This window comes from Sporosarcina sp. P33 (assembly GCF_002077155.1).
In the GTDB taxonomy this organism is placed as follows: Bacteria; Bacillota; Bacilli; order Bacillales_A; family Planococcaceae; genus Sporosarcina.
The window spans coordinates 2847340-2873252 of the sequence record NZ_CP015027.1 but is presented as its reverse complement, the minus strand read 5'-3'; the positions used below and the strand labels follow the sequence as shown (position 1 = coordinate 2873252).

Annotated in this window: 26 protein-coding genes; all 26 read right to left on the bottom strand. The window is 44.6% G+C overall.

Annotated elements, in window-relative coordinates:
• Positions 1-34: 34 nt before the first annotated feature.
• The gene (locus tag SporoP33_RS14010) at positions 35-811 is read right to left on the bottom strand and encodes a YlmH family RNA-binding protein (protein WP_081244297.1); all 777 of its coding nucleotides are present in this window, start codon (positions 809-811) and stop codon (positions 35-37) included.
• A 69-nt stretch (positions 812-880) separates the two neighbouring features.
• Positions 881-1171: a YggT family protein gene (locus tag SporoP33_RS14005; RefSeq protein ID WP_081244296.1), complete on the bottom strand. Its 291-nt coding sequence runs from the start codon at positions 1169-1171 to the stop codon at positions 881-883.
• A 76-nt stretch (positions 1172-1247) separates the two neighbouring features.
• Complete coding sequence (locus SporoP33_RS14000; RefSeq protein WP_081244295.1) at positions 1248-1733, bottom strand: cell division protein SepF; 486 nt, start codon at positions 1731-1733, stop codon at positions 1248-1250.
• Positions 1730-2440 carry a YggS family pyridoxal phosphate-dependent enzyme gene (locus SporoP33_RS13995; RefSeq protein WP_081244294.1) on the bottom strand — a complete coding sequence of 237 codons (711 nt, stop codon included), beginning with the start codon at positions 2438-2440 and terminating at the stop codon, positions 1730-1732. The genes SporoP33_RS14000 and SporoP33_RS13995 overlap by 4 nt, the downstream gene beginning before the upstream one ends.
• A gap of 48 nt (positions 2441-2488) precedes the next feature.
• On the bottom strand, positions 2489-2734 hold the full coding sequence (locus SporoP33_RS13990; protein ID WP_158233583.1) for a PRC-barrel domain-containing protein: 246 nt from the start codon (positions 2732-2734) through the stop codon (positions 2489-2491).
• A gap of 838 nt (positions 2735-3572) precedes the next feature.
• Complete coding sequence (gene sigG, locus SporoP33_RS13975) at positions 3573-4361, bottom strand: RNA polymerase sporulation sigma factor SigG (protein WP_081244290.1); 789 nt, start codon at positions 4359-4361, stop codon at positions 3573-3575.
• A gap of 104 nt (positions 4362-4465) precedes the next feature.
• Positions 4466-5176 (bottom strand): RNA polymerase sporulation sigma factor SigE, encoded by a 711-nt coding sequence (gene sigE, locus SporoP33_RS13970; RefSeq protein WP_081244289.1) that lies wholly within the window; start codon positions 5174-5176, stop codon positions 4466-4468.
• The gene (locus SporoP33_RS13965) at positions 5170-6018 is read right to left on the bottom strand and encodes a sigma-E processing peptidase SpoIIGA (RefSeq protein ID WP_081244288.1); all 849 of its coding nucleotides are present in this window, start codon (positions 6016-6018) and stop codon (positions 5170-5172) included. The genes sigE and SporoP33_RS13965 overlap by 7 nt, the downstream gene beginning before the upstream one ends.
• A 182-nt stretch (positions 6019-6200) precedes the next feature.
• On the bottom strand, positions 6201-7370 hold the full coding sequence (gene ftsZ, locus SporoP33_RS13960; RefSeq protein ID WP_081244287.1) for a cell division protein FtsZ: 1170 nt from the start codon (positions 7368-7370) through the stop codon (positions 6201-6203).
• A gap of 46 nt (positions 7371-7416) precedes the next feature.
• Positions 7417-8703: a cell division protein FtsA gene (gene ftsA / locus SporoP33_RS13955; RefSeq protein ID WP_081244286.1), complete on the bottom strand. Its 1287-nt coding sequence runs from the start codon at positions 8701-8703 to the stop codon at positions 7417-7419.
• Between the two features lie 100 nt (positions 8704-8803).
• Entirely contained in the window at positions 8804-9169 is a 366-nt protein-coding gene (locus SporoP33_RS13950) for a small basic family protein (protein WP_081244285.1), read from the bottom strand.
• Positions 9170-9176: 7 nt separating this feature from the next.
• Positions 9177-9893 (bottom strand): DUF881 domain-containing protein, encoded by a 717-nt coding sequence (locus tag SporoP33_RS13945; protein WP_081244284.1) that lies wholly within the window; start codon positions 9891-9893, stop codon positions 9177-9179.
• A gap of 19 nt (positions 9894-9912) precedes the next feature.
• Complete coding sequence (locus SporoP33_RS13940; protein WP_231293258.1) at positions 9913-10638, bottom strand: DUF881 domain-containing protein; 726 nt, start codon at positions 10636-10638, stop codon at positions 9913-9915.
• Positions 10613-11497: a cell division protein FtsQ/DivIB gene (locus SporoP33_RS13935; protein ID WP_158233585.1), complete on the bottom strand. Its 885-nt coding sequence runs from the start codon at positions 11495-11497 to the stop codon at positions 10613-10615. The genes SporoP33_RS13940 and SporoP33_RS13935 overlap by 26 nt, the downstream gene beginning before the upstream one ends.
• Positions 11498-11511: 14 nt before the next feature.
• Positions 11512-12600, bottom strand: a complete 1089-nt coding sequence (gene ftsW / locus SporoP33_RS13930; protein WP_081244281.1) for a putative lipid II flippase FtsW — start codon at positions 12598-12600, stop codon at positions 11512-11514.
• Between the two features lie 57 nt (positions 12601-12657).
• Positions 12658-14007: a UDP-N-acetylmuramoyl-L-alanine--D-glutamate ligase gene (gene murD, locus SporoP33_RS13925; RefSeq protein ID WP_081244280.1), complete on the bottom strand. Its 1350-nt coding sequence runs from the start codon at positions 14005-14007 to the stop codon at positions 12658-12660.
• Positions 14008-14979: a phospho-N-acetylmuramoyl-pentapeptide-transferase gene (mraY, locus tag SporoP33_RS13920; RefSeq protein ID WP_081244279.1), complete on the bottom strand. Its 972-nt coding sequence runs from the start codon at positions 14977-14979 to the stop codon at positions 14008-14010. It lies immediately after the preceding gene.
• 46 nt (positions 14980-15025) lie between these two features.
• Complete coding sequence (locus SporoP33_RS13915) at positions 15026-16921, bottom strand: penicillin-binding transpeptidase domain-containing protein (protein WP_081244876.1); 1896 nt, start codon at positions 16919-16921, stop codon at positions 15026-15028.
• A gap of 72 nt (positions 16922-16993) precedes the next feature.
• On the bottom strand, positions 16994-19183 hold the full coding sequence (locus tag SporoP33_RS13910; RefSeq protein ID WP_231293257.1) for a penicillin-binding transpeptidase domain-containing protein: 2190 nt from the start codon (positions 19181-19183) through the stop codon (positions 16994-16996).
• A gap of 32 nt (positions 19184-19215) precedes the next feature.
• The gene (gene ftsL, locus SporoP33_RS13905; protein WP_081244277.1) at positions 19216-19587 is read right to left on the bottom strand and encodes a cell division protein FtsL; all 372 of its coding nucleotides are present in this window, start codon (positions 19585-19587) and stop codon (positions 19216-19218) included.
• A 16-nt stretch (positions 19588-19603) separates the two neighbouring features.
• Positions 19604-20536 (bottom strand): 16S rRNA (cytosine(1402)-N(4))-methyltransferase RsmH, encoded by a 933-nt coding sequence (gene rsmH, locus SporoP33_RS13900; RefSeq protein ID WP_081244276.1) that lies wholly within the window; start codon positions 20534-20536, stop codon positions 19604-19606.
• A gap of 17 nt (positions 20537-20553) precedes the next feature.
• Positions 20554-20985 carry a division/cell wall cluster transcriptional repressor MraZ gene (gene mraZ, locus SporoP33_RS13895; RefSeq protein ID WP_081244875.1) on the bottom strand — a complete coding sequence of 144 codons (432 nt, stop codon included), beginning with the start codon at positions 20983-20985 and terminating at the stop codon, positions 20554-20556.
• A 345-nt stretch (positions 20986-21330) separates the two neighbouring features.
• Complete coding sequence (bshC, locus tag SporoP33_RS13890) at positions 21331-22947, bottom strand: bacillithiol biosynthesis cysteine-adding enzyme BshC (protein WP_081244275.1); 1617 nt, start codon at positions 22945-22947, stop codon at positions 21331-21333.
• Between the two features lie 85 nt (positions 22948-23032).
• Positions 23033-23413, bottom strand: a complete 381-nt coding sequence (locus SporoP33_RS13885; protein WP_158233586.1) for a DUF3397 family protein — start codon at positions 23411-23413, stop codon at positions 23033-23035.
• A complete protein-coding gene (locus tag SporoP33_RS13880; RefSeq protein ID WP_081244273.1) occupies positions 23407-24300 on the bottom strand; it encodes a ketopantoate reductase family protein in 894 nt (297 codons plus the stop codon). Before SporoP33_RS13880 ends, SporoP33_RS13885 begins: the two co-directional genes overlap by 7 nt.
• A 54-nt stretch (positions 24301-24354) precedes the next feature.
• The gene (locus SporoP33_RS13875; RefSeq protein WP_081244272.1) at positions 24355-25905 is read right to left on the bottom strand and encodes an acyl-CoA carboxylase subunit beta; all 1551 of its coding nucleotides are present in this window, start codon (positions 25903-25905) and stop codon (positions 24355-24357) included.
• Positions 25906-25913 lie beyond the last annotated feature (8 nt).

Sequence of the window (25913 nt, the reverse complement as noted above, 5' to 3'; positions counted from 1 at the left end):
AACACTACTTTTCTGAAATTATCAAGGATTCTATTTAGACTAACGCCCCGATCATTACACGGATTTTATCTTTTCTCGTACGCCCTTCGATGCTCATGATTCTGAAACGGCCAAATCCCCTGACCGACAGCACATCGTACTCTTCTACTTCGAATGCCTGCTGATCGATCATCGCCCAATTCACTTTCACTTTTTCACCTTTGATAAGGGATGACGCTTTCGCTCTTGAACTGTTCGTCAGTGCTGCAACCACAGTATCCAGACGCAGTGAACTGATAATATGCAGCTCTTCTGCCCACTCTTCTTTTGCATCAATGAAATCTTCAGAGTTCAATACAGGCTCCACGGAAACCTTCACTTTACCAACTTGAGTAAAGTTCACGTGAATATATTCAGACACTTCTGACGCAACTGCAAATTGCACTGCTTCTTCCGTCAATTCGATATCCCCGAACCTCGACCGTTCAATGCCGATTGACAGAAGTGACCCCAGCAATTGAGAATGTTTCAGCGTGACAAATTTTTGCGGATAATTCACCTGATAGATACTGATCTGAAAATCATCTGCTGCCGGTGTGTAATAATCGGGATAAATTAACACACGCTGACGCTCTGCACCGTGAAATCCTCCTTCCGCCGTCAATGTCAAGTCGGAATTTCTGACAATCGATTCTGTAATGAAGCGCTGGCGCGGATCCAAAAATTCCGTTAATTTTGGCGCATACGTATCCTCAACTTCTTTCACCCAGCTATTCACTTTTTCTATAAAAGGCTGTTCCTCTTTACGGAAATGCTGAAACATCGAATCCATTATTTTTATTCTCCTTATACAAAAAAATCCTCACCCTGTGAGGATTTCCGTTTTCTGTTAAGAGTATGCTCAGTAAACCAATGCCTGAAACAGCATTAAATAAATTTGGCCGATTCCCCTGCTAATTAATTGCAGAGCAAGCAAAGCTACGATAGGTGAAAAATCAATCATGCCGAATGGCGGAATGAACTTACGGAAAAACCCTAAATATGGTTCCGCTATTTTGGCTAACATCTGACCAAATTTCGTTTCTCTCGTTGACGGGACCCACGACATCAAAATATAAATGACTAACAGAATTGAAAAAATTTGCAGCGCGCCTGAAATCAATAAATAAGCGTTATTTAATAATGCGATCATAATTACTTGTACACCTCATTCAAAATTGTTCATCTTCCGTTTAACTGGAAGTTTTAAGCTGTGTAGCCTTCCTTCTTTACTGCTCGGATAAGAATTCTGTTATCTTGCCGGCTACTTCTACGTTGTCTGGTGCACATAGGAATATATCTGCTCCGATTCGCTGAATATCTCCGCCAAGCGCGTAAACTGTCCCACTCAAGAAATCGATGATGCGAAATCCCTGATCCCGTTCCACCTGCTGCAGATTAACCACAACGGAACGCCGGTTTTTCAGGTGTTCTGCAATGTCTTCCACTTCCGCATAAGACCGCGGCTCGAGTAAGATGACTTTCGATGACTTTTGGAGACTTTGTAAACTGATGACCGGAGCTTGCGCTGAAGTTTGCTGCTGGCCAGGCTGCACACGTGAATTGAATGCCCGTTTCTTTCCGCCTAGCTTCTTCATCTCTTTACGGGCAAGAGCGTGCTCCGCTTTTTTTGGTTTACTCTGTGGTTGAGGCTGATGAACAACTTCTTCTTCCGATACCCAAAACATCTTTTCTAATCGTTTTTTGAGGCTCATTCAATTTCCTCTCTTTCTGATCCGGCCAATGCTGTGCCGATACGTATATGGGTTGCTCCTTCTTCTATCGCAATTGCAAAATCATTGGACATGCCCATGGATAATTTCGTACATGGCGCATACGGCAGCTTCTTCGCTGCGATCCGGTCACGCAGTTCACGCAGCGACTGGAATACACCGCGAAGCACGGACTCGTCCTCTGTGTTCGGCGCCATCGTCATTAATCCAATCACATGAACATTCTCATAAACTGCCAGCTGCTCAAAGAATACATCCGCTTCTTCCGGCGTAATTCCCGATTTAGATTCCTCTCCTGAGACATTGACTTGTACAAAACAATCCAGCGGCCGGCTAGCCCGCTTGTTCACTTCTTTCGCAAGGCTCAGGCGATCGAGCGAATGAAGACAGTCAATCGTATCAATCAGGTCTTTCACTTTACGCGTCTGCAAGTTTCCAATGAAATGCCAATTTGCTGAATCTGTAATCGCTTCCTGCTTTTCAAGGAGCCCTTCCAGACGGTTTTCACCTAAGTCTTTTATGCCGATATCGAGCAGAGACTGCGCTCTGGAAGGTGACACCTGTTTGGTAACTGCAATAATCGTAATGTCTTCCGGATTGCGCTGAGACATTTCACATGCTGTATTTATTTGTTTTTGTATAGTTGCTAATCGTTGTTTTACTTGTTCCACAATATCACTACTTTTCATTGTCTTTGCTTCATTGTATCAAGCGGGGAATCATATATCAACGATAAGTCATTTATTCAGCGGTTTATTCTGGATCAGGATAATATCTTTTCCAATCGTCATGACGTCTTCATAACTGACTTTCTGAACGCCTTTAGATTTGCCTTCAGAGAAGAACGAGCGCTCAAGTTCCCCTATATGAAGCTGTGCAATCCTGCCGTTTTTGATATCAATCGTCGCATCCTGAACAAACCCGAGAAACGATCCCTTTTTAAGTTCAATAACTTCTTTTTTCTGCAAGCTGGAAAAACGCATAGTTTCCCCTCCTTCTTTCATACTATGCATAGGCGGTTTTAATGAGAACGCAGAAAACTGTCTTCATAACCAATGAAAATGACGGGCTGGAGCAGTCAGAGACTTTGTTGGAACTAATCATTATTGATAAATCGAGTTTTTTTGTAAAGTTCAAGATGGGAATAGAAGTGAATAGCTTTATGAGCGCTTATGGAGCAAGTATGAGCGCTTGCACAGGGTCATTGAGCGCTTGACGGAAGTTATGAGCGGTCGCCGGCATGCATAGAGCGCTTGCGGGGATGTTATGATCGCTTACGGAGGATTTATGAGCGGCCGGGAGAATTTACAAATCAATGCACAGCCAAACACCACTCTAAAAGCGTTACAAGTGAAACGGAATGGAAGACGGCGACTCGGGGTGGATCAGCCCGACAGGCGAGACAGCCAAAGGGAGCCCAGGCGACCTGGTTGGCACGGCGCGGGCCCTGCCGAACGCGTCCGTCTGGAACGCAGTGCAGCGGTGCCTTACCATTTTCATTTCCATCCTCTTAGTAGTCAATGAGCGGATAACGGACCGGTATGAGCGCTTGCACAGCCCCATTGAGCGCGTGACGGAAGTTATGAGCGGTCGCCGGCACGCATAGAGCGCTTGCGGGGATGCTATGATCGCTTACGGAGGATTTATGAGCGGCCGGGGGAATTTACAAATCAAAGAACAGCCAAACACCACGTAAAAAACTGCAACAAGAGGAACGCAGTGCAGCGGTGCTTTCAAGTGTCCCTAACACTCTCCATAAACAAAACAAAAACTGCCCTACCACTTTTACATGGAGGACAGTCTTAGTAAAGTCAATCGCTATTAACTATTTTTCTGCTCAATCCCAAGCCGAATCTGTTCCATCGCATGCTTCTCTATTCTTGAGATTTGTGCCTGTGATATCCCTAGCTCCTTGGCGATTTCAGTCTGCGTCTGACCGAGGTAAAATCGTTTAGAGACGATAAGCTGCTGGCGTTCATCCAGCTCGCCCATCTTATCCTTAATGGAAACATAGTTCATCCAGCGGTCTTCTGATACTCTCTGGTCATGCAGCTGATCCATCATATAGATCGGATCTCCGCCGTCACTGTTCATCGGCTCGTGCAGAGACATCGGATCTTGTATCGCATCAAGCGCAAAGAGAATATCTTCTTCCGGAATGCCTGTGATTTTCTCCAAATCAGAAATTCTGGGTTCGTGCTGATGTTCGTTAACATATTGTTCTTTTGCCCTGATGGCTTTATAGGCGATATCACGTAAAGATCTGGAAACACGGACAGCATGATGATCACGAAGATGCCGTTTGATTTCACCGATAATCATCGGCACGGCATATGTTGAAAACCGGACATTATGTTTTAGATCAAAATTGTCTATGGCTTTCAACAAACCAATACAACCAACCTGGAATAAATCGTCAGCCTGTTCCCCGCGATAGTTAAAGCGCTGAACAAGACTCAGTACGAGACGCAAATTCGCAAACACCAATTCATCTCTGGCAAATTCGTCGCCGCTTTGCAGCCGGATGAAAGTTTCCTTCATCACATCACTGGTCAATAATGGCAGCTCGGACGTATTGATTCCACAAATTTCAACCCTTGTACGTACCATTGGCTTTTCCTCCGCATTCTATAGGTGAGTGTAATGAGTAGTTTGTCCTCAACTCTTTAGAATATGCGGTTTCACGAATCGCCAATTTCTGCCGATATGTCCAGTTACGAAATCGGCTGATTCAGACGGTCACGAAGTTCTGATATAATTTTCTTTTCTAATCTTGAGATGTAAGATTGTGAAATACCGAGCAAATCAGCTACTTCTTTTTGCGTCATTTCATTTGTACCCATGAGACCGAATCGCTGCTCCATAATATAACGTTCTCTCTCATCCAAGTTCCGGATGGCCTCAATCATATATTGGCGCTCCATTTTTTTCTCTACATCGTCTGTAATAATATCTTCATCTGTACCCAGAATGTCTGACAGAAGCAGTTCATTGCCGTCTGCATCGGAGTTTAACGGCTCGTCGAATGAAATTTCTGAACGGATCCGGCTCGTTTTGCGCAAATGCATCAAGATTTCATTTTCGATACAGCGGGATGCGTATGTTGCCAGCTTAATATTCTTATCTGCTTTAAATGTTTCAATGGCTTTGATCAGTCCAATTGTACCGATGCTGATGAGATCTTCAATATTGGTATTCGTATTATCAAAACGTCTCGCAATATAGACCACAAGACGCAAATTCTTTTCGATCAATGTATCACGTGCAGCAGGATCTCCATTCATTAGTGCCTGTATGGTTTTTGCTTCTGTCTCTTTATCAAGCGGCTTCGGGAGCGATTCATGTCCTCCGATATAAAATACGCCGCCTCTTTTCCTGAAAAAGCCAATAATGTAAGAAATCCATTTTTTCACTTCTGTTAACATGCAGCCGTTCTCCCTTCTTCTTTTAGCATTTCCATCGCACTCATTTGCAAAATGGCTGATGCGCCTTGCGGATACTGGCGCCGTTCTTTTGTCAGGACAGCATAGCCTGCAGGCAATGCTTCTCCATTCACCAGCCAGCTGTCATACTTGATTCCGACTGCCCACGAAGCTCCTTGAACGGTTTGCAGTCGTATTAGCCGAAGACTTTTTTGATGGGGTGCAGGAAAACCGGCTAAGTCAGGGGTTTGATCAGGGCGCCATGCTTCCAAAGCAGAGGCAAAATCTTTAGGTAAATGTTCTTTTACTGCCTGATACCCAATAAAATGGACTGGATCTCCCGACAACGGTTCTATGCAATGATTGCCTGTGTCAATAAACACTTTCAGCGGAATAACCCTGCCCCACAGTGTTAATTCCGACTCATGTGTAAAACTCATTAACTTGCTCACCATTCGGGTATCAATCCATTTGTGCTTGACGATATATAACGAGAGATACGTCAGACCGATTGCAACAAATAAGAAATTTGGATTCGTGCTGATAGAGATTTGTGTGTAGACGAGAGTCAGCAATCCCCCTGCAAAGAACGCTGCAATTAGTACAGCAAGGACTGAACTCTTCCAGCTGCTGAACGTTTGTCCGAAAGCGATATACGTCATCCCTAAAAAAGTGAGAATCATCGCCGGCAGAGAATACGGGAACAATGTAATAAAGAAGGCACCAATAAATGCTGCGACCCATAACCTCCTTCTGCTTGTCTGATGATTTCCAACCTTATTTGTGAATGACAGGATGGCGTAGTTAAAGAGCATGTTGATTCCTATCATCAGTTCTCCATACATATGCCGGCCTCCTTACGAACAGATTAGCACGGCTGTCCTGAAAAACCTGTCAGGCTTTGGATGGTTTCCTATGAAAACTTCGACATTTTTTTGAGCATCCAAAAATAGAACACAATTATTGAGAAAACAAAAAAGCTTTCCGCTGAAGAATAAAATCTTCAGCGGAAAGCTTGGTTTTTCTATTATTTACGGCGTGTACGGTTGCGCAAGAACGTTGGAATATCCAATTGTTCTTCGTGCTGGTGCTGATTCGTTTGTGACTGTCTTGGCTCCGGCTGCTGCTCGTAGCGCGGCTGCTCTTCATATCTGCTTTGAGCAGGCGGCTGCTGCTGGGCAGGACGCTGCTGACGCACACCGCCGGTAACGCCCGGGCCTCTTTGTCTTGATGATGAAAGCAGCTCTTCGTTAAAGCCTGTTGCGATAACTGTGACAATGATCTCGTCTTTGAGATCATCATTGATCACAGAACCGAAAATCATATTGACGTTTTCATCTGACGCAGTGGCAACGATATCTGCTGCTTCCTGCACTTCAAACAAGCTCAGGTTAGAGCCGCCTGTAATATTCATCAGAACGCCTTTTGCTCCATCGATCGATGTTTCAAGCAATGGACTGGAAATAGCTTTTTTCGCAGCTTCTGCCGCACGGTTTTCTCCAGTGGACATACCGATACCCATCAATGCAGAACCTTTGTTGTACATAATTGTTTTCACATCGGCAAAGTCGAGGTTGATCAATCCAGGTACCGCGATCAAATCGGAGATACCTTGAACACCCTGACGTAATACGTTGTCTGCCTCTCTGAACGCTTCCAGCATTGGTGTGTTCTTGTCAACAATCTCCAGCAATTTGTCGTTTGGAATGACAATCAGCGTGTCGATTGCTTCTTTCATGCTGGCAATGCCGCCTGCCGCTGAAGTAGATCTCTTTCTTCCTTCAAACGTGAATGGGCGCGTAACAACCCCTACTGTCAATGCGCCGATATCTTTGGCGATTTGAGCGATTACCGGTGCTGCACCCGTACCCGTTCCGCCGCCCATCCCCGCTGTAACGAATACCATGTCCGCTCCGCGCAGTGCTTCTTCAATTTGTTCTTTACTTTCTTCTGCTGCTTTTTTGCCTACTTCAGGATTTGCCCCCGCACCGAGTCCTCTTGTAAGCTTTTCACCGATTTGCAGCTTTACTTCAGCCGATGATAACTGCAATGCCTGAGCGTCAGTGTTTACCGCAATAAACTCCACACCCTGCACTCCATGTTCGATCATACGGTTGACCGCATTATTTCCGCCGCCGCCCACTCCAATAACTTTAATTACTGCTAAAGAATCTATATTCGTCTCAAATTCAAGCATTGATTTTCCTCCTCTTAATTATCTGCAATTTCCATCTGTCAAGACTTTACTCAAAGAAATTGTCGAATACTTTTTTAGCGCGTTTCATGAAACCTTGACTTTTTTCTTTTTTCGGTTTAACCGGTTTAGCCGCAGGTTCAGCAACTTCATAAATGGAGTCATTTGCTTGAGGTGAACCGACTTGATCTTCTTCATATCCAAAGAATACATCTTCCATATACGCATAGCGAATCAAGCCAACCGCAGTAGAATACATCGGCTCACGAACACCTATATATTCAGGCGTGTACAGTCTGGCTCTGGTTTTGAAGACATCTCGGGCTAACTGCAGAATTCCGTCAAGTTTAGCCGTTCCTCCTGTAATGACGATTCCGCCCGGCAGGTCACGGATACCCGTTGCATACAAGTCTTCTAAAATTAATTCAAATAATTCTTCCAGACGTGAACCGATTACATCAGAAATATAGCGCTGGCTATACTGATCTTTCGCGTCTGATCCCACTACCGGCACTTCAAACAGCTCTTCGTCTGAAGCATCTTCATAATAGGCATGTCCATACTGATGTTTAATCATTCTTGCCTGTTCTGTCGGTGTTTTTAGTACAATCGATAAATCTTTTGTAATATGGTCGCCGCCTACAGGCAATACAGACGTACTGATCAAACGGTTTTCGGCAAATACAGATACCGTAGTGGACCCTCCGCCAATATCGATGAAAGCAGTTCCATGATACATTTCATCTTCAGATAATGCGAATGTACCTGCCGCCAGCGGCTGCAAATAAATTTCGCGAATTTGTAAACCGGCTTTTTCTACACATCGTAAAATGTTATGTAGTTGTGTTTTGGATGTCGTGATTAACGTTGCATCCATTTCCAATCTGACACCCATCATACCACGGGGATCAGTAATTTCATCATAATCATCTACAATGAACTGCTTAGGCACTAAATTGACGAATTCTCTTTCCGGCGGAACATTCATCACTTGCGATGATTTCATTACTCTTTCTAAATCGTCATCAGTAATTTCACGATTTTCGGAGTTCACAGCCACCACGCCTTTGACGTTTTGGAACTGGACGCCGTTCGCCGGGATGCCAAGAACTACTTCTTCAATTTTCAGGCCTGTCATTCGTTCAGCCTGTTCAATCGCTTTACGGATCGATTGTACAGTGGCATCAATATCAATAATTGTGCCTTTGCGGATTCCGGCTGATTGTACATTCCCCACGCCAATTACGTGCAGGGCATTTTGATCCATCTCACCAATTAAGACTTTAATTGTGGACGATCCTATATCTAGTGATACGTAATGATTTGATTTACTCAATTATTGACACCTCCTTAATGTAACTAGTAACTTCCATTCTATTGTATTATGACTGCTTTGTCTAAATATTTTCAACACCCTCTTCTAAAAAAATTTACTTTCAGGCATTTGTATTAGGATTTTTGTTTCTGGACGTCCATTTTGTCAGCAAGATTCTGCGGATGACAGCAATGTTTTGGAATAATCGTACACCAAACGTAAAGACAGCCGCCAAATATAAATCTACGCCTAAATGTACACCAAGGAAAGCAAGTCCCGCTGCCAAAAGCAAGTTAAAGAAAAATCCTGTGACGAAAATCTGGTCGTCGTATACTTGCTGCAGATAGGCTCTGATTCCACCAAATAGTGTATCAAATGCAGCGAGAATCGCAATAGTTAAATAATTATTATACACCTGCGGGATCTGTATATCCGAGAGCAAACCTAGTGAAATGCCAAGGAGGAGCCCAAGTAAGGGTAGCCACATATTGTCATTACTCCTTTGTTTGTTCTTTTAAAAATTGGTTTTCAAAACCGCCGGTCCAGCCCTCTAACGTAATACGGTCCGTTGGTTCACTAATTGACAAAACTAAGTCATCTAGATAGAATTCATCCTGGATTGTAGTTGTCAATAATAAATTATACAGCTTTTCACTGTCTTCCATCGTTGGAGAAACGACTTTTATGTTAAACGGCGGTGTGGAAACGATTTCTCCGCTGACAGTCAGATTGCCGTTGACGTCCCGGATCCAACTCAGTGTAGTGAAACGTTTGCCGTCAATTTCCAGCTCGTTCCCTTGGTGCTGATTGATCACATTAATAAACCAGGCCAGCAATTCAGATGAAACAGGTTCTATGTCATAACCGAACGCAATAGACTCTGGGGACGGGGCTACTTCGATTACAAATCCCGGTCCGGTAATTGGCATGAATCCAGCTTGTTTATACAGCTTGTCCAGTGTGTTTTGCAGCACTTCAGCTGCGTTTGCCTCAGGCGATGCAGTATAGGATGCAAGTGTTTGATCTATTTCCCTGATTTCTTCCAACAGTTCAGAGTGAATTTTCTTTTCATTGGACAATTCTTTACGGATCGCCCACAAATCTCGTGTATCACGTGTTGATGTGGTATTCATAGAATTATATTGTAACGCTAATACAAACCCTACTATACCGAGAATCAAAGTGAACTTCCAGTGTGTGTTCCGTTTCACTCTACCCCCCCACAATCCATCATACTTCGTCACGAATCGCAGGCAGTTGAATTTCCTTCATTTCCTCTACTGTGACGACAATGTTATCCCTTTGCAATCCGTCAATGACACTGCCTTTCAGATGCAGTGCCGGTGACAGCACTTTCGGATCCCCAACTGCTTCTATAATAAAAGGTGCCGGAAAGGTTCTGCCATCAATCATAATAACAGGGCCTGTACATTTTATGTACGAATTCGAATTAATCCGCTGCCCGTTGATGGTCATTCCTTGTGCACCTGCGATTTTCAATTCATTAATGACGCGCAAGACATGACTCTCATGAACGATATAATCATTTGGATTTTGAACCGATGGGTCATAATCCGCATCTTCAAGTGTCACTTTGACGCCTTCTCCCTCTGAAGGAACAAAGCCCAGCAATAATCGTAAATCACGTGCTTTTTCTACAAGAACCGCATGTTTTTTTTCTTTGTCGGAAAACTCCTGTTCGAAATCATGTACCCGTTTTTGTTTTTCAAGTAATTCGCCGGTCAATTCTTTATTGCGTTCCTGCTGCTCAATTAAATCTTCACGATATCGTTCTTCCTGAAGAAATATACTGGATTGTTCAGGATCCAGCACTTGTTGCTTACTGCCGATTGTCCGGTAAGAAAATGCAAGCATGAAGCCCAGTACTAGAAAGACGACAGAGAACACTAACTGCTTGCCTCGTTTTTCCCTAGTTTTCTTCAGTCCCTTGCCCACTTTCTCCCTCCTCTTTCCGTTCCATTTCGACAGGCGGCGCCTGTTCTTCATCAGTTTTTTCGTCTGTCTTTTCATCGGTCTTTTCGTCAATCTGAGGAATTTCGACTTTTACAGGCTCGGGCTCTTTATAATAATCCGAGTATTTTTTAAAATACACGCCAATCTCGATATCCAGCACACCTTTTTCATCTTTCGGCAATTGTGCGATAATATCCGGATAATAAGACATTTTTTCCGCAAAGCCTGAAATAACAGCGTGCACTTCATATCCATCGTTCATAAAAACATCTATTTTTTCCTGTCCTGCAAAATGAAGTTCTGACAGCAGCTCGAAAACGGAACTGTCCATCTTCTGAAGCTGGTCAATCATCCGTTCTGTTACATCCGCATCGGTAAACCCAGACAGAATTGGGGCATGTGAAAGGATTTCTGGATCACCAGTTTCGATGCGCTCCCCATTCTCCAGGAGCAGGTCATATCGCGTCTTATTTTCTATATAAGCAACCGGCTCCCATTCCGTTACGGTTATCGACACATCATGATAAAAATCCCTTTTGACGCTCACTTCCTTCACGCCAGGGATTTTCATTATGTTATTTTCAATGTCTTTTGTGCGGAATCCCCATAGCGACTGTCCTTTATATAATCCGCTCTGATCTATATATTCCTCACTGTCATGTAAAATAGTCTCATTAATTGATATATCCGACACATCGCTTAATGAGGATTGGAAATACAGCAAGGCCAGAAGAACAAGAACGAATATCACGACTAGAATCAGGAAGCTGATATTAGCTCTTCTTCTTCGCTTTTTACGCATCGAGGGAATTCGGTCTTCAATATCAATTATTTTATCCATATCCTGTTCTCCCTTCATCCTGCCCTTTTATTCGCAGAGTAGTGCAGGATTGTTCCGACAGCCAGCCACGTGGTTAACAGCGAAGATCCCCCGTAACTGATAAAAGGCAGCGTCACTCCTGTTACAGGCAGCAAACCTGATACGACTCCCATATTTAAAAATGTTTGAAAAGTAATCATGGACACCATACCGGTGACTATTAAAAATGAGTTCCAGTTACCGAGACGAATCGCGATACCAAATGCCGAAGCAAATAACAGAATGAACAGCACGACGATGGATGCCGCACCTATAAATCCGATTTCTTCTGCAATGATGGAAAATATAAAATCGTTTTGCGGTTCGGGCAAGTACAGGAACTTTTGCCGGCTGTTGCCGAAGCCATGTCCGAATAATCCTCCGGGGGCAATGGCAAACAACGACTGGATACTTTGAAAACCCGTACCGAGCGGGTCATTCCACGGGTCAATATAGGACTTGATCCGATCCAGGCGATACGGTGCAGCCAAGATGAGCCCGATAAAAGCAGCAACTCCGGATACGATAAGAAATATAAAGAATGACAGCGGATAACCTGCCAGAAACAGGATGACAAAAGCAGATACAATCATGATGACGGCTGATCCCAGGTCAGGCTGCATCATAATCAACGCTGCCGGCAGCAAGATGAGTGCAAAATGCTGCCATTGCCATGACTTTCCTTTGTGTTTCTTCATACTGCTTGCCAATTTCCCAAGTAACGCGACTTTTACAAACTCGGCGGGCTGCAAACTGACCGGACCGAGTGTGATCCAGCTTTGGGAACCGTTACGCACCGCCCCGATGCCAGGAATCAAAACTGCCACGAGCATCACAATGGAAGCGATGTAGCAATACGTCCAAAACTTCGGATGTGAAGTTAATGGACTCTTCACCAGCACGTAAGCGACACTTAATGAAATAATCATGTAAATGCCTTGCTTGACGATGAAGGGGGAGGAATCCTGGTAATGCACTTCCCCCCAATACGATCCTGCCGATTGCACAAATACCAACCCGATCAGCGACAAAAGTAAAGCGGCTGTCAAAAAGACTATACGGTAGGTTCTTTCCAGCGTTCGCATCCTTTCTCAAATTAATCAGCTGTCTGTTCATTTTACTTTCCCGCTGTTGCAGCGAAGTTATAATTTCATTACTGCATCAATAAATTGATCTCCGCGGATTTCAAAACTTGGATACTGATCCCAGCTGGCGCAGCTTGGCGATAATAAAATGACATCGTCCTCACTGCTGAATCTATATGCCTTTTCAACTGCTTCCTGCATAGTCGAAGCACGCGCGGTATCAGTCACACCGCATGACACCGCAAACTCCGCAAAACGATCAGCGGTCTCCCCTATCGCCACAACAGCGCGGACATTTTGCATGAACGGCCGCAGCTCTTCAAATGAATGATTCCGGTCAAGTCCTCCAGCTATCAATACGATCGGAGTCTTAAATGATGACAATGCACTTTTCGTTGCCAGAGTATTAGTCGCTTTGGAATCATTATATATGGTGCGGCCTTTTACTTCGCGCACGAATTGCATACGGTGGCGTACGCCTGTAAATGAATTTAAAACATTTTCAATTGCCGTTTTTTCACAGCCAGATAAGATGGCCGCGGCAGTTGCCGCTACAATGTTTTCCAAATTATGGCGTCCTGGCAATTTGATTTTCCTGATTTCAATGAACGGTTCGCCTAACCAGTAAATCCATTCATCATCGGCTGAAATCCCTTCCGCATTTTTCCCTTGAACAGAGAACGGAACTTTACGGGATTCGAATAACCCGACTGCCTCACTGATAAGCTTTTGATCTGCATTATAAATCAAGTACTCTTGTGACGTTTGATTGCGCGCCACCTGCAATTTTGCATGTAAATATTCTTCCAGTGAACCATGATAATCCAAGTGTGCTTCGTATAAATTCAAAAACACTGCAATTCTGGGAGTAAACCGTTCCGTCCCTGCTAATTGAAACGAGGAGGCTTCCAGAACCATCACTTCATCGGGTTTGGCTTTTTCCGCCACGGTGCATGAAACTGTTCCGATATTACCGGCAATCAGCGGCTTTTTCTTCGCCATATTGAGCATATGATAAAGCAATGTGGTTGTAGTCGTTTTTCCATTAGAGCCCGTTATGGCAATAATCGGCGCTTCACTCAGCAGACCTGCCAACTCCACTTCTGTCCAAATGGCAAGACGCTGTTCCAACGCTTTCGCGATCAGCGGATTAGTATACGGGATCCCCGGATTTTTTACGATCAAGTCAAAATTTCGCTCCAGTAAATCTGCCGGATGGCCGCCTCCGATCACTTCTATTCCCTGCGCCTGGAGCTCCATAGCTTCTTCGTTGCCTTCTGCCGGTTTAGAATCATTGACGACAACTTCTGCTCCGAGCCGATGAAGCAAACCTGCTGCCGCCACCCCGCTCTTTGCCAGGCCGACCACAAGTACTCGTTTCCCTGCGAATTGTTCTGCATTCTTCATTTACATGACCTCCAAAAAGACCGGTACAAGGGCAGCAAGCAGTGCTACTCCCCAGAACACAATCACTACTTTCCATTCAGACCAGCCCGATAGTTCAAAATGGTGATGAATGGGACTCATTTTAAAGACACGTTTTCCAGTCATTTTGAAACTAATGACTTGAATAATTACAGAAAGCGTCTCTACCACAAAGACAATCCCGATAATCAGCAGCAGCAACTCCTGCTTGATCAGCACGGACAGCATGGCGAGCGCACCACCAAGCGCAAGCGAGCCGGTGTCGCCCATGAATACTTTTGCAGGCTTAATATTGAATAATAAAAACCCGAGCATGGCACCCGCCACTACAAAAGCGAATAGTGCAATATCATTTTGCTCATACGCTAATGCAAAGACGCCGAATGCCGAGAATGCGATGGTTGAAGTTCCTCCAACCAGACCATCCAGGCCATCTGTCAAGTTGACTGCGTTGGAAAATCCTACAAGCCAAAAGACTAAAAAAGCCACATAAAATACGCCAAGGTCTATCCCGAGATCCGTGAAAGGGATCGTTACAGTTGTTTCGAATGGTCCCAGTTTCAGTAAGAAAAAGGCGATGATCGCTATGATAATCTGTCCGATTAATTTCTGAAGTGATGTTAATCCTAAGTTGCGTTTCGCTACGATGATGATAAAGTCATCCAGGAAGCCGATACATCCGAAACCAATCAGCACAATCAATAACACGATCGTATGAGTAGTCAATGTGTCGTTTATGTAAGATAAGGTAAGTGTTGAAATCAATATGGAAATAAGGAAGATGAGCCCGCCCATAGTAGGCGTGCCCGCTTTTTTCATATGCGCTTGCGGACCCTCTTCCCGTATGCTTTGACCAAATTTCAACCTTCTAAGTAATGGGATGATGATCACCCCGACAATCGCTGAGACAAAAAATGCTGCAGCGATTATCGTGACTGTGGTGCCGAGTGTCATATTAAGTTCTCCTTCTACTATCTATTGCGTGTCAATAAGGCACTGCTTATTCTGTATACAGATGAATGGTATCTTCCACGGTCATCAATGTATGGGGCGCCGGCAACTGACGCACTACCTTCTTGCCTTTGCCGTGCCATTTGATTTTGAACGTGTAATTTTGGGACAGCAGTTCCTTTTCTGTCATTCCGAGTAAGTCTGGCGAGCGGAATGTGATGGCATCTCCCCACCGATACTCTTTCTCCAGCTGTTCTTTCCTTCTCTCGATATGGGCCACTGGTGCTACTTCCTCAATTATCCGTCCCACAATCGGGGCAGCTATGACACCCCCGAATTGAATCGAGTTCTTCGGGCTGTCTACGGCTACATATACCAGTAATTCAGGATCATCTGCGGGAGCAAAACCAATGAACGAAACAATGTAGTCGCCATCACTGTAACGGCCATCCACTACTTTTTGCGCTGTTCCAGTTTTCCCTCCGATACGAAGTCCATCTGCAAATGCATTGCGGCCTGAACCATTTGCAACTACCGATTCAAGCGCATGACGAACTTTTGCTGATGTCTCTTCACTGATTACTTGTCTTTTCAATTCCGGTTCAAATTCTTGAATCGTCTTGCCTTCTGAATCCCTGATTGATTTGACGATATACGGTTTAAAGAGTTTCCCGCCATTAATCGCGGCAGCTACCGCCTGCACTTGCTGGATTGGTGTCACTGATATCCCCTGGCCGAATGCAGTCGTTGCCTGCTCAACCGGACCGAAAGCTTCTTTTGAGAACAGAATGCCTTTTGCTTCGCCGGCAATGCCGGATTCTGTTGAAACACCAAAGCCAAATGACCGAATGTAGCGGTCCAACCTTTCGCTGCCAAGACGCTGACCCATCGTAATGAAGCCAGGGTTACAAGAATTCTCTACGACTTCAAGAAACGTCTGATCTTTATGCCCTTCCCGTTTCCAGCATCTCAATCGGGCATTCGCTACCATCGTATAACCGGGATCATAGAAGCCTTCATTTTCCAGGTCAATGACATTTTCTTCGAGACTTGCCGCCAATGTGACAATTTTAAATGTCGAGCCCGGCTCGTATGTCATCCAAACCGGTAAGTTCCGGTTATAGATAGTGGAATCAGCCGATTGGTAGTCTTTCGGGTCAAAGCCGGGTACAGATGCCAGCGACAGTAACTCCCCTGTCTTCGGATTCATAATAATTGCCAGCGCCTGTGTCGCATCATACTTCTCCATTGCCTGAATGAGCTCACGTTCTACAATTTGCTGCATTTTCAAATCAATCGTCAGCTCGAGAGGTGATCCTTCTTTTCCGTGTTCAAAACTGTCTTCAACATGCGGCAAGGCAATGCCCTTCGCATCAGTGAACAGACGCACTTTGTCCCCTGTCCCATTCAGAATCTCGTCATAAGCATATTCAATGCCAGCAAGACCCTTGCCGTCATAGCCGGTAAATCCAATTAAACGAGCCAACAGGTCATTATATGGGTAATGGCGGACAAAATCTACTCCTACATACAATCCGGCAATTTGCAGTTTGGTAATTTCATCCGCCTGCTCTTTCGTGATGTTTTTTCCTTCAGGAGCCAGTTTCACCATATAATCTTTTTTCTTCAGTTTTTCTTCCAATACAGCAGGTTCTGTCCGCAGGATTTTTGCAATCGCAGGGATGTCATCTGAAATATCAGGATTTTGGGCGGGCATAAAATATAGCGTAGGAGCCAGCTCATTGCCGACAATCAGCTGCCCATTACGATCTGTAATATTCCCGCGCATGGCGCCGAAAGGGATTTCACGGTCCCAGTTTTCTTCGGCTTTTTCTTTCAGCCACTCGTGTTTAATTATCTGCACATGAAATAGTTTGCCGATCACGAGAAGTAAACAGATGAGGAACAAGACAAACGCTGCACGTAAACGCTTTTTTGACTGCATATCGATAAATGACCGCAATGATTCACTACCTTTTTTTCTATTAAGGTATGCCGTGAATTTGCGCACTATACATTAGCCGCCCATGATTTGTTCCTCTTCGCCCTCTTCTTTATTCTCTTTATTCTTCTTTTTATTAAACTGTTGTTCCGGGGTCCGCAGCTCGACTACGACAGGGTCTTCCTTATTCACAGAAGTACCCTCTGTAACGCTCTGACCGACAACATACCCTTCACCATTTATCCGAATGTCCAGCTTAGACAGATTCGTAAATGACAGCACCATTTTTTTGGACCATCCCGTCATATCCGGGAATGTCGTGTCCCCTTCTGTCTTCAGAAGGATGATGGAATCCTCCGTCAATTTGGTCTTGGCTTTAGGTATTTGTTTCGATACTTTGCCGCCCTCCCCTATCAATACCGTTTGGAAACCGTCTTCAGCTGCCAGTTCCGCAGCCTTCTCTGCTTCTTCGCCTTCATAATCCCCTACTTTTTTCACAGGAATTACTTGCTCGTCATCCGGGGCGATATTCAAGTATTTTAGACTGTTTTCCATAATAGGGTTGAATACTTTTGAAACCGGATCTGAACCAAGCTCCCCGCCCTTTAGTTTGGGTTGCTGCACGGTGACATAAATCAAAAGCTGCGGATCGTCGATGGGCGCCATGCCAAGGAAGGAATACAGATAGTTTCCGTATCCGGACATATAGCCTTTTCCTTCTTTTTTCGGAATTTCGGCTGTTCCTGTTTTACCGCCTACTGCATAATTCTCCAAATGATATTTTTGCGCCGTTCCGTTTTCTGAAGTAACGGTAGATGCAAGAATTTCGCGCACCTGTTTAGCAGTTTCTGCTGAAATTGGTTTGCCGCTTTCTTCCGGCTCATGATTCTCGAGAACTTCTTCGGTATTCGGATCAATGATTTGATCAATCACATACGGTTTCATCATGACACCGTCATTCGCGATAGCGGAAGCTGCCTGAATCATTTGCAAAGGAGTGACCGTAGACCCTTGTCCATAGGAAGTCGTCAATCGTTCAGCCGGATAGTTATCAAGCACGACACCGGAAGCTTCGTTCGGCAAATCAATACCGGTGCGTTTGCCAAAGCCAAATTTATGAATGTATTCGATAAATTTCTGATCTCCGATTCTCTCCAGCAGGTAGGCCATGCCGACGTTAGATGAACGCTGCAGCCCTTCAAGGAAAGTAATTGTTCCCCAGCCGTCCACGTTGACATCCCGGATGATCCGATCATAAATTTGATAAGAGCCCGATTTGAAATAGTCATCCGGTGCCCACTTGCCCTCTTCGACCGCCGTGGCCAACGTGAACATCTTCATCGGCGAACCTGGCTCAATTGTCTGTTCCACCGCATCGTTCAACCAGTTTTCCGTCAAACCTTCTCTCGTCATTGGATTGAATGTAGGCCGCTGACTCATTGCCAGGATTTCACCGGTTTTCGGATTCGTTACGAGTACCAGCATTTTTTTCGGCGAGTACTCTTTCTCCACCTTATCCATTGCTTCCTCAACGAAATTACTGATCGTCTTATCCAGTGTCAGCTTGATCGTCTGACCATCCTTTGGTTCTTCTATTTGTTTACTGGCAGTCGGCAGTAAATATCCCCAGCCGTCAGCCTGATAGTTCACTTTGCCGTCCACTCCGGTCAATTGCTTGTTATACGTCTTCTCCAGTCCCATTTTTCCTGTAGTAACGGTGTTTCTGTCTGCCGTTTCCTCTTTTTGTGCAAAGCCTACTAAGTAGGAGGCAAAGCGGCCGTTAGGATAGAAGCGCTTTTTCCCCTCTACAAACAAAATACCCGATAAGCCTTTTCTATCGAGTTCTTCCTTCATCTTCAGCACCGTTTCCCGGTTAAGGTCCTTGCCTGCACGACCAAATTCAATTTGCCATGTGCCTTCCCTGGCATTTTTCATTTTGTCATATATTTCACGTTCGGTTAGCGGCAAATATTTGGCCAGTACTTTGGCCGTTTCCTTATAGTCAATTACGTGATACTTTTTTTTGCTGTTTTTGCTTGCTGCTTCATTTAGCACCGCAACTACATGATAGCTCAACGTATCCGATGCAATGGGTTCATCATTTCGATCCACTATAGCACCGCGGTTCGCCTGAAGAACTGCATGTTTTTCATACTGGTTAGCGGCTATTTTCGCAAGTTCTCTGCCATCCACCTGACCGGTCATCTGAATAAACAAGATTCTGCCGAATAATATGAAAAAGAGCCCTCCGAATACTACAAACATTAGAAAGGCTCCCCATTGAAAGCGAAACTGCTTCATCGTCCCGGTACGACCTTTACGTTACTTTCGTTAAGGTTCAGACCACTCTCTTGTGCTTTTTTCCAAATGCGTTCATATGTGGATTTATCACTCACTTGGATGGACAATTCAGTATTTTGTTTTACCGCATCTTCTATTTCCAAATTCATCAATTGCACTTCTTTATTCACAGCGTTTATATCTGAATGCGTCTGTAAAAGCATAGAAGTAGATCCAATTGTAAATGCTGCAAATAAAGTGAACAATATTTTTTCACCTTTAGAAAAACGTTTTTTTACTCGGCGGACAACCTGGGGCTGATTAATTTCAGTTTGTTGTTCTGTCTCCGGTGTCTGTGGCATATTCAGGTTCCGTTGTTCTAGTCCCATGCTCTATTCCCCTTTTCTATTTTTTCTCTATAATTCGTAATTTCGCTGATCTTGCGCGTTTGTTCAGTTCTATTTCTTCATCTGAAGGTATGATCGGCTTTCGTGTAATAAGCTGGAATTCCGGCTCCATTCCTTCAGGTATGACAGGCAAATTTGGCGGCAGCTCCGGCATAGATGCTGCTTCTTTGAATATAGTCTTACATAAGCGGTCTTCAAGTGAATGGAATGTAATGACGCTGATTCGGCCTTCTTTGCGCAATAATGTGAGCGCATCTGTCAAAGATTTCTCAGCTGCTCCGAGTTCATCATTCACCGCGATACGTATTGCCTGGAAAACCCGTTTAGCCGGGTGGCCGCCCGTTCTTCTGGCTGCTGCAGGTATACCCGTTTTAATGAGTTCCACAAGCTCTCCAGTTGTGTGGATTGGCTCAATCCCCCGTGCTTCTTCAATTTTACGGGCAATTTGTTTTGAAAATTTCTCCTCGCCGTAACGGAAGAAAATTCTGACCAGATCGGCATAAGACCATTCATTAACTACTTCATAGGCTGTCAGCGGCGCAGAAGTATCCATACGCATGTCCAGCGGCGCATCGTGATGGTAACTGAACCCTCGTTCGGGCGTATCAAGCTGCGGAGAAGAAACCCCCAAGTCATATAAAATTCCGTCCACTTCAGAAATCCCCAATTTTGCCAATTCATTTTTTACGTCTTTAAAGTTCGCATGAACAAATTTTACTTGTGCTGTATAGTTCTCTAATTTTTTTTGAGCTGCTTCAATAGCTGTTATGTCTTGATCGAAGCAGATAAGTTGTCCTTCCGGTGAGAGAAGTTTAACGATTTCTTCACTGTGTCCTGCTCCGCCAAGCGTGCAGTCAACATAAATACCATTTTGTTTTACATGCAAGCCATCAACTGCTTCTTGCAGTAATACGGTTGTGTGATTAAACATGATTATCCCGCCCGCTTTCAAAAGTCAAAATCAATAAGGTTTTCTGCAATGTCATTAAAGGACTCTTCAGATTCTTCGTAGTATGCTTCCCAAAGTTCTGCTGACCAGATCTCGATCCGGCTTGACACACCGATGATCATACAGTCTTTTTCGATCTTCGCAAATTCTCGTAAATTTGCCGGGATATTGACTCTTCCCTGCTTATCGAGACTTGCTTCGCTCGCGCCCGAAAAGAAGAAACGGGTGAATGCACGGGCATCTTTTTTAGTGACCGGCAACGCTTTCAACTTTTCTTCAAGTTTTTGCCATTCGTCCAGCGGGTAACCGAATAAGCAATTGTCCAGTCCACGGGTTAAAATAAAGCCGTCAGCTAATAGTTCCCGAAACTTCGATGGAACGATCAGACGACCTTTTATATCGATTGAATGCTGATACTCACCCATGAACATAGAATTCACCCCACTGTATGAAATAATGTACCACATCCCCCCACTTTCCTCCACCCACTAGGCTGTTTTTCTTCGCATAATTTTTAAAATGTGTCAATAGTACTTCTTTCTGATTTGTTTTCCTCCCCGTCTCCCGAAAAACCCACTATTTTCGCCATTTTCTTGGTTTTTCATCAACAAAGAAAATTCTGATGGAAGGAAAGTATTACTAAATGGGCCCGGCTAATTTAGCCAAAGAAAATGCTGAAAAGCGAACATATCCTCGCCTTCACTTTTACATCAGCCCATATGCATTTTGAGACAGAAAAAACCCGTCATTCACAGAACGAATGACGGGCATTACGTTTATAAATAAACCAGCTGATGTGATCCATCAAATGTATAAGGCTGTTTCAGTAATTCGTCTATCAAGCCTTGGCCGAACTGGTTCATATAGAAATACGGCGAATAGAGCCGTTCCTGCAGAGACCCTTCCGGAAACAGTTGTTCTGAAATAAGGTGAAAGCGGCCAAATTGAACATGATGTTTCAGCAATGTCGACTGTTCTTTTTTCTTTTTCAAATAATCAAACTGACCTTTATGGAACTGCAAGTTTTTATCCAACAGCTGCAGCAGAGCCGGATCTGTTGTTTCCAGATGGCTATGCAACTGTTCATACTGCGCTTCCAGCTGATTCTTTGTTTCATCCAACAGCTGATCAAATCGCTCATCGCGCAGCTGCTCGAGCCACAACTCCTGGTGTGACGGCAGCTGGTGATCCAGCACTCGATCTATCGTGATGCCCGTCAGTTTCAGCGCTTCCTGGACCTGTCTGTTGACCAGTGTGATGGATAATCTCGGTACGATGACCGGCATGCGGATGCCTAGTATATGGAATGCGCCTTTTAATAATGACCAATAGGCGATTTCTCCGGGGCCGCCAACAAAAGCTAATACCGGAAAGACCAGATCCTGCATGATGGGCCTCGTTGCCACGTTATTGCTGAGCAGCCACGGTTTGTTCTTTGCCAGCTCATGCATTTCTCCCTCGCTGAAAGATATCCCGGCCTGTTCATTAACAAATTTATGATCTTTTCTTCGCAGCAGCACTCTTCCTGTATCATGAACATAGAAAAGATTGGCATCCTGCTCTTCCGATTCAATTGGTTTTGCGTACCCCATGGTTTGCAGCTGCTGCTCTGTGGAATAAACACTCTCCGCCATCGCCTCCGCATTTTCTATCATTTGAGAGAAATATGGAGATTCTAATTCACGCAGCGGTTTACATGCGGCATCTATGAACAGCAGGCCGTGGGCGGAAAATAATCTATTCATCAAAGATGTAAAGAAGCCCGTGTACGTTCGCTGCTGCTGCACAGTCTGGAGAACGTCTTGCAGTAAGCTTTGCGTATACGCTGTTTCACCGTAGCTTTTGAAGATCTTTTTGATATAGGCTGTCATTTCTTTTTGATCATAAACGGTATCCGAAGCCATCGTCTTTAAAATGGCCGGCTGCTTGAACTGCCTCTTCACAGCTTTGCCCGACTGCGGAGTATATGTATGATTAATTTCGTTAATATCATGATCTTCTCCGGCAATCCAAAAAACAGGAACTACCGGTCTTTCAAGCACCGCCCGCTGTTGCTTTGCCAATAAAATTACGGAAACTGCTTTATGAACAGAGTAGAGAGGACCCGTCAGCACACCAGCCTGCTGACCTCCAATGACGACCAGCGCATCTTCCGCGAGCTCCTGTATATGTTTTGCCGCGAGTTCAGAAATTCCAAACGGTTTCATGTATTCCTTAACGACAGAAGCCAGCCGAGTTCTTTGGAAAGAACGTTCATCTAACTCCTGTACTCGTTCTTTATATCCTTTTTCCGTTACTTCATTGTCAAAAAATCTATGGAAAAACTGCGGATCATGACGGTACGATTCCATCAATTTATTCTTTTTCGGCAACTCCAATGTCTCCAAGTCCATGTCACAAACTCCTTTATGTCAAATACTACCGCAAGTATAGCACCCCATGCATACAGGTTGAATTGATGTGCTTACAGGGAGGCCGTTATTTGACGTACTGGACGATCTGTATAACGATTCCCAAAATGAACAGCAGAATATAAGCCGCGGTCAGCAGCAGAAAAAATGCTCTCCACGTTCTGCGTAATACCCAAAACGTCCGGAATTCTTTTTCTGATGAGCGCTCTTTGACTGCAAAGCCGATAGCAATCAGACATAACACTCCGATGATGAGGACAGGCAGCCAAACATCCCAAATCGCGCGAATCAATATTAATACAGTTATTGCCATGAACGGCGTCGTCCAGTCGACAGCCCAGCCAATTCTTTTTTTCTTCGGTAATCCAATTTTTTTCGCAATAATGAGTAATACAACTAAAATAATAAAAGGAAACAATAATAATGTACCCAATATATTCGTTAACATCCGCCACATTCACTCCTGTTTATTCCCAGCAGCATGCTTTCAAGCACATGCAAAAAAGGGGCGCTGCCGCCTTTTTGTTCAATCCTTTGCAATACTGCCGTCAAAATTGTATCAATTTCCATAGTGCATCCTTTCAATCTATCCGTCAGCATGGAAGATTGATTGTCTGCAGTTTTGCGGCACACACCCGCAATATCTTCGTAACTCAGCAAACCTTCAGCTTCAGGGAAGTTACTGAGCAACTCCTCGCATAGTTGATTAAATAACTGATGAAAATGTGGGTTATCCAGCAATTGCCCATTTTTCACCTGCAAAATCGCTGTCAGCGGATTAATCGCACAATTAATCAGCACTTTGCGAAGAAGCAGAAGTTCCGGATTTTCCTGCGTGCGTACCGGAAAATTTACCGGATCCATGTCGCGCATCCAGCGAATCACTGGCGCAATGTTTTCGTTTTCCGCAATCGTTATCGGACCTACACCGTTATGCCGGACTGTTCTGTCATCCAATCTTCCCGCCCCATGTTCCACCGTCGCAAAAGATACATAACCAAGCGGATACTCCTCAACCATAGACAGATGCCCAATACCGTTTTGTATAAACAGTAAATCCGGCTGTACAGGCAATTCGCTGATTTCAGACAGCATTTTCTGCAATGCATCATATTTTACTGCAATGATCCACAGCGCATCTGTCGGCAGCTCTTCAATATGTATGGTAGCTTGCACATCATATGTATGTTCTTCCGTGTCTCTAACCAAGCCTTTCCGTAAGCATTCCGCCTGTTCCTCACGCCGGACCCAGAATGTTACATTTGCTTTATGCTGGGCTAAATAGGAGCCGATTAACAAACCGATCGACCCCGCACCCGCCACTACAAACTGCATAGCTTTCCTCCTTAAAAAAAGAGACCCGTAAAGGCGTCTCTTTGGTTATTTCTATTATACAGGATAGACCGGATGTTTTCTCGAAGAATTCGCAACTTTTTTTGTTTCATAATAGGCTAAGCGTTCAACGAGAACAGAACGTAAATCATGAGGTGCCACCACTTCGTCTATAATGAGTTCTGATGCCATTTTGTAGATGTCAATTTCCTCTTTATACTCCTGCTGTTTTTCTTTAATAAATGCAATTTTCTCTTTCGGGTCTGTAATTGCTTCAATTTTATTGGAGTATACGGCATTTACAGCTGCTTCAGGCCCCATCACCGCAATTTGCGCTGTCGGCAGCGCGATGCATACATCCGGCTCAAATGCAGGACCGGCCATAGCATACAGCCCCGCACCGTACGCTTTACGGACAATAACAGAAATCTTCGGCACCGTCGCGGAACTCATTGCCATAATCAATTTTGCCCCGTGACGGATAATGCCCTGACGCTCAACTTTTGTTCCGATCATAAAGCCCGGAACATCCGCCAGGAACAGCAGCGGGATGGAAAAAGCATCACATAATGTGATAAATTTTGTTACCTTATCGGCTGAATCCACAAACAGCACGCCGCCCTTTACTTTCGGCTGATTAGCAATGATTCCGACAGGCCTTCCGTCAATTCGCGCAAGCGTTGTGATGACCTCAGCCGCGAACAGTTTTTTGATTTCAAACAGGCTGTTTTCATCCACGAGCTGATCAATTGCTTCATACATATCAAAAGGCGCATTTTGATTTTCGGGAATAATTTCTTCCAATGAACGCCCCGCTTTGACCTCGCCGGCTTCCGCCCGTCTGACAGGCGCTTCAAAATTGGCAGGGAAGTACGAAAGATATCTGCGTGCTTCGATGATAGCCTGCTCTTCGTTTTCAGCCAGGACATCACCGCATCCGCTCACTGAACAATGCATACGGGCACCGCCCATTTCTTCGAGTGTCACTTTCTCTCCAATGACTTTCTCCGCCATACGCGGCGAACCTAAATACATCGACGCATTACCTTCCACCATGATCACGATGTCACAGAAAGCGGGAATATACGCACCGCCTGCCGCGGAAGGCCCAAACAGCAGACAAACTTGCGGAATCACTCCGGACAATCGTACCTGATTGTGAAAAATCCGTCCTGCTCCGCGGCGGTTCGGAAACATATCCAGCTGATCCGTTATACGGGCACCAGCTGAATCCACTAAATACAGTAACGGCACATTCAGTTTCTCCGCCGTTTCTTGAATACGTATAATTTTTTCTACTGTTCTGGCGCCCCAGGACCCCGCCTTTACCGTAGAGTCATTAGCCATGACACAGACTGTCTGACCGTCAATTTTCCCCGTAGCGGTCACAACTCCGTCAGCAGGCAGATCATTCGCTTCACAGTTTGCGAACTTTCCGTCTTCCGCATACTTTCCTTCATCAAACAGCAGCCGCAATCGTTCTCTGACGAACAGTTTGCCTTGTTCCTCCAACTTCTCATGATATTTTTCAGCGCCGCCTCCAGATATGCGGGTACTGATTTTTTGCAGTTTTTCATTATAAGCTGTCTTTGCTGATTCATTTGCCAAGGAACTTC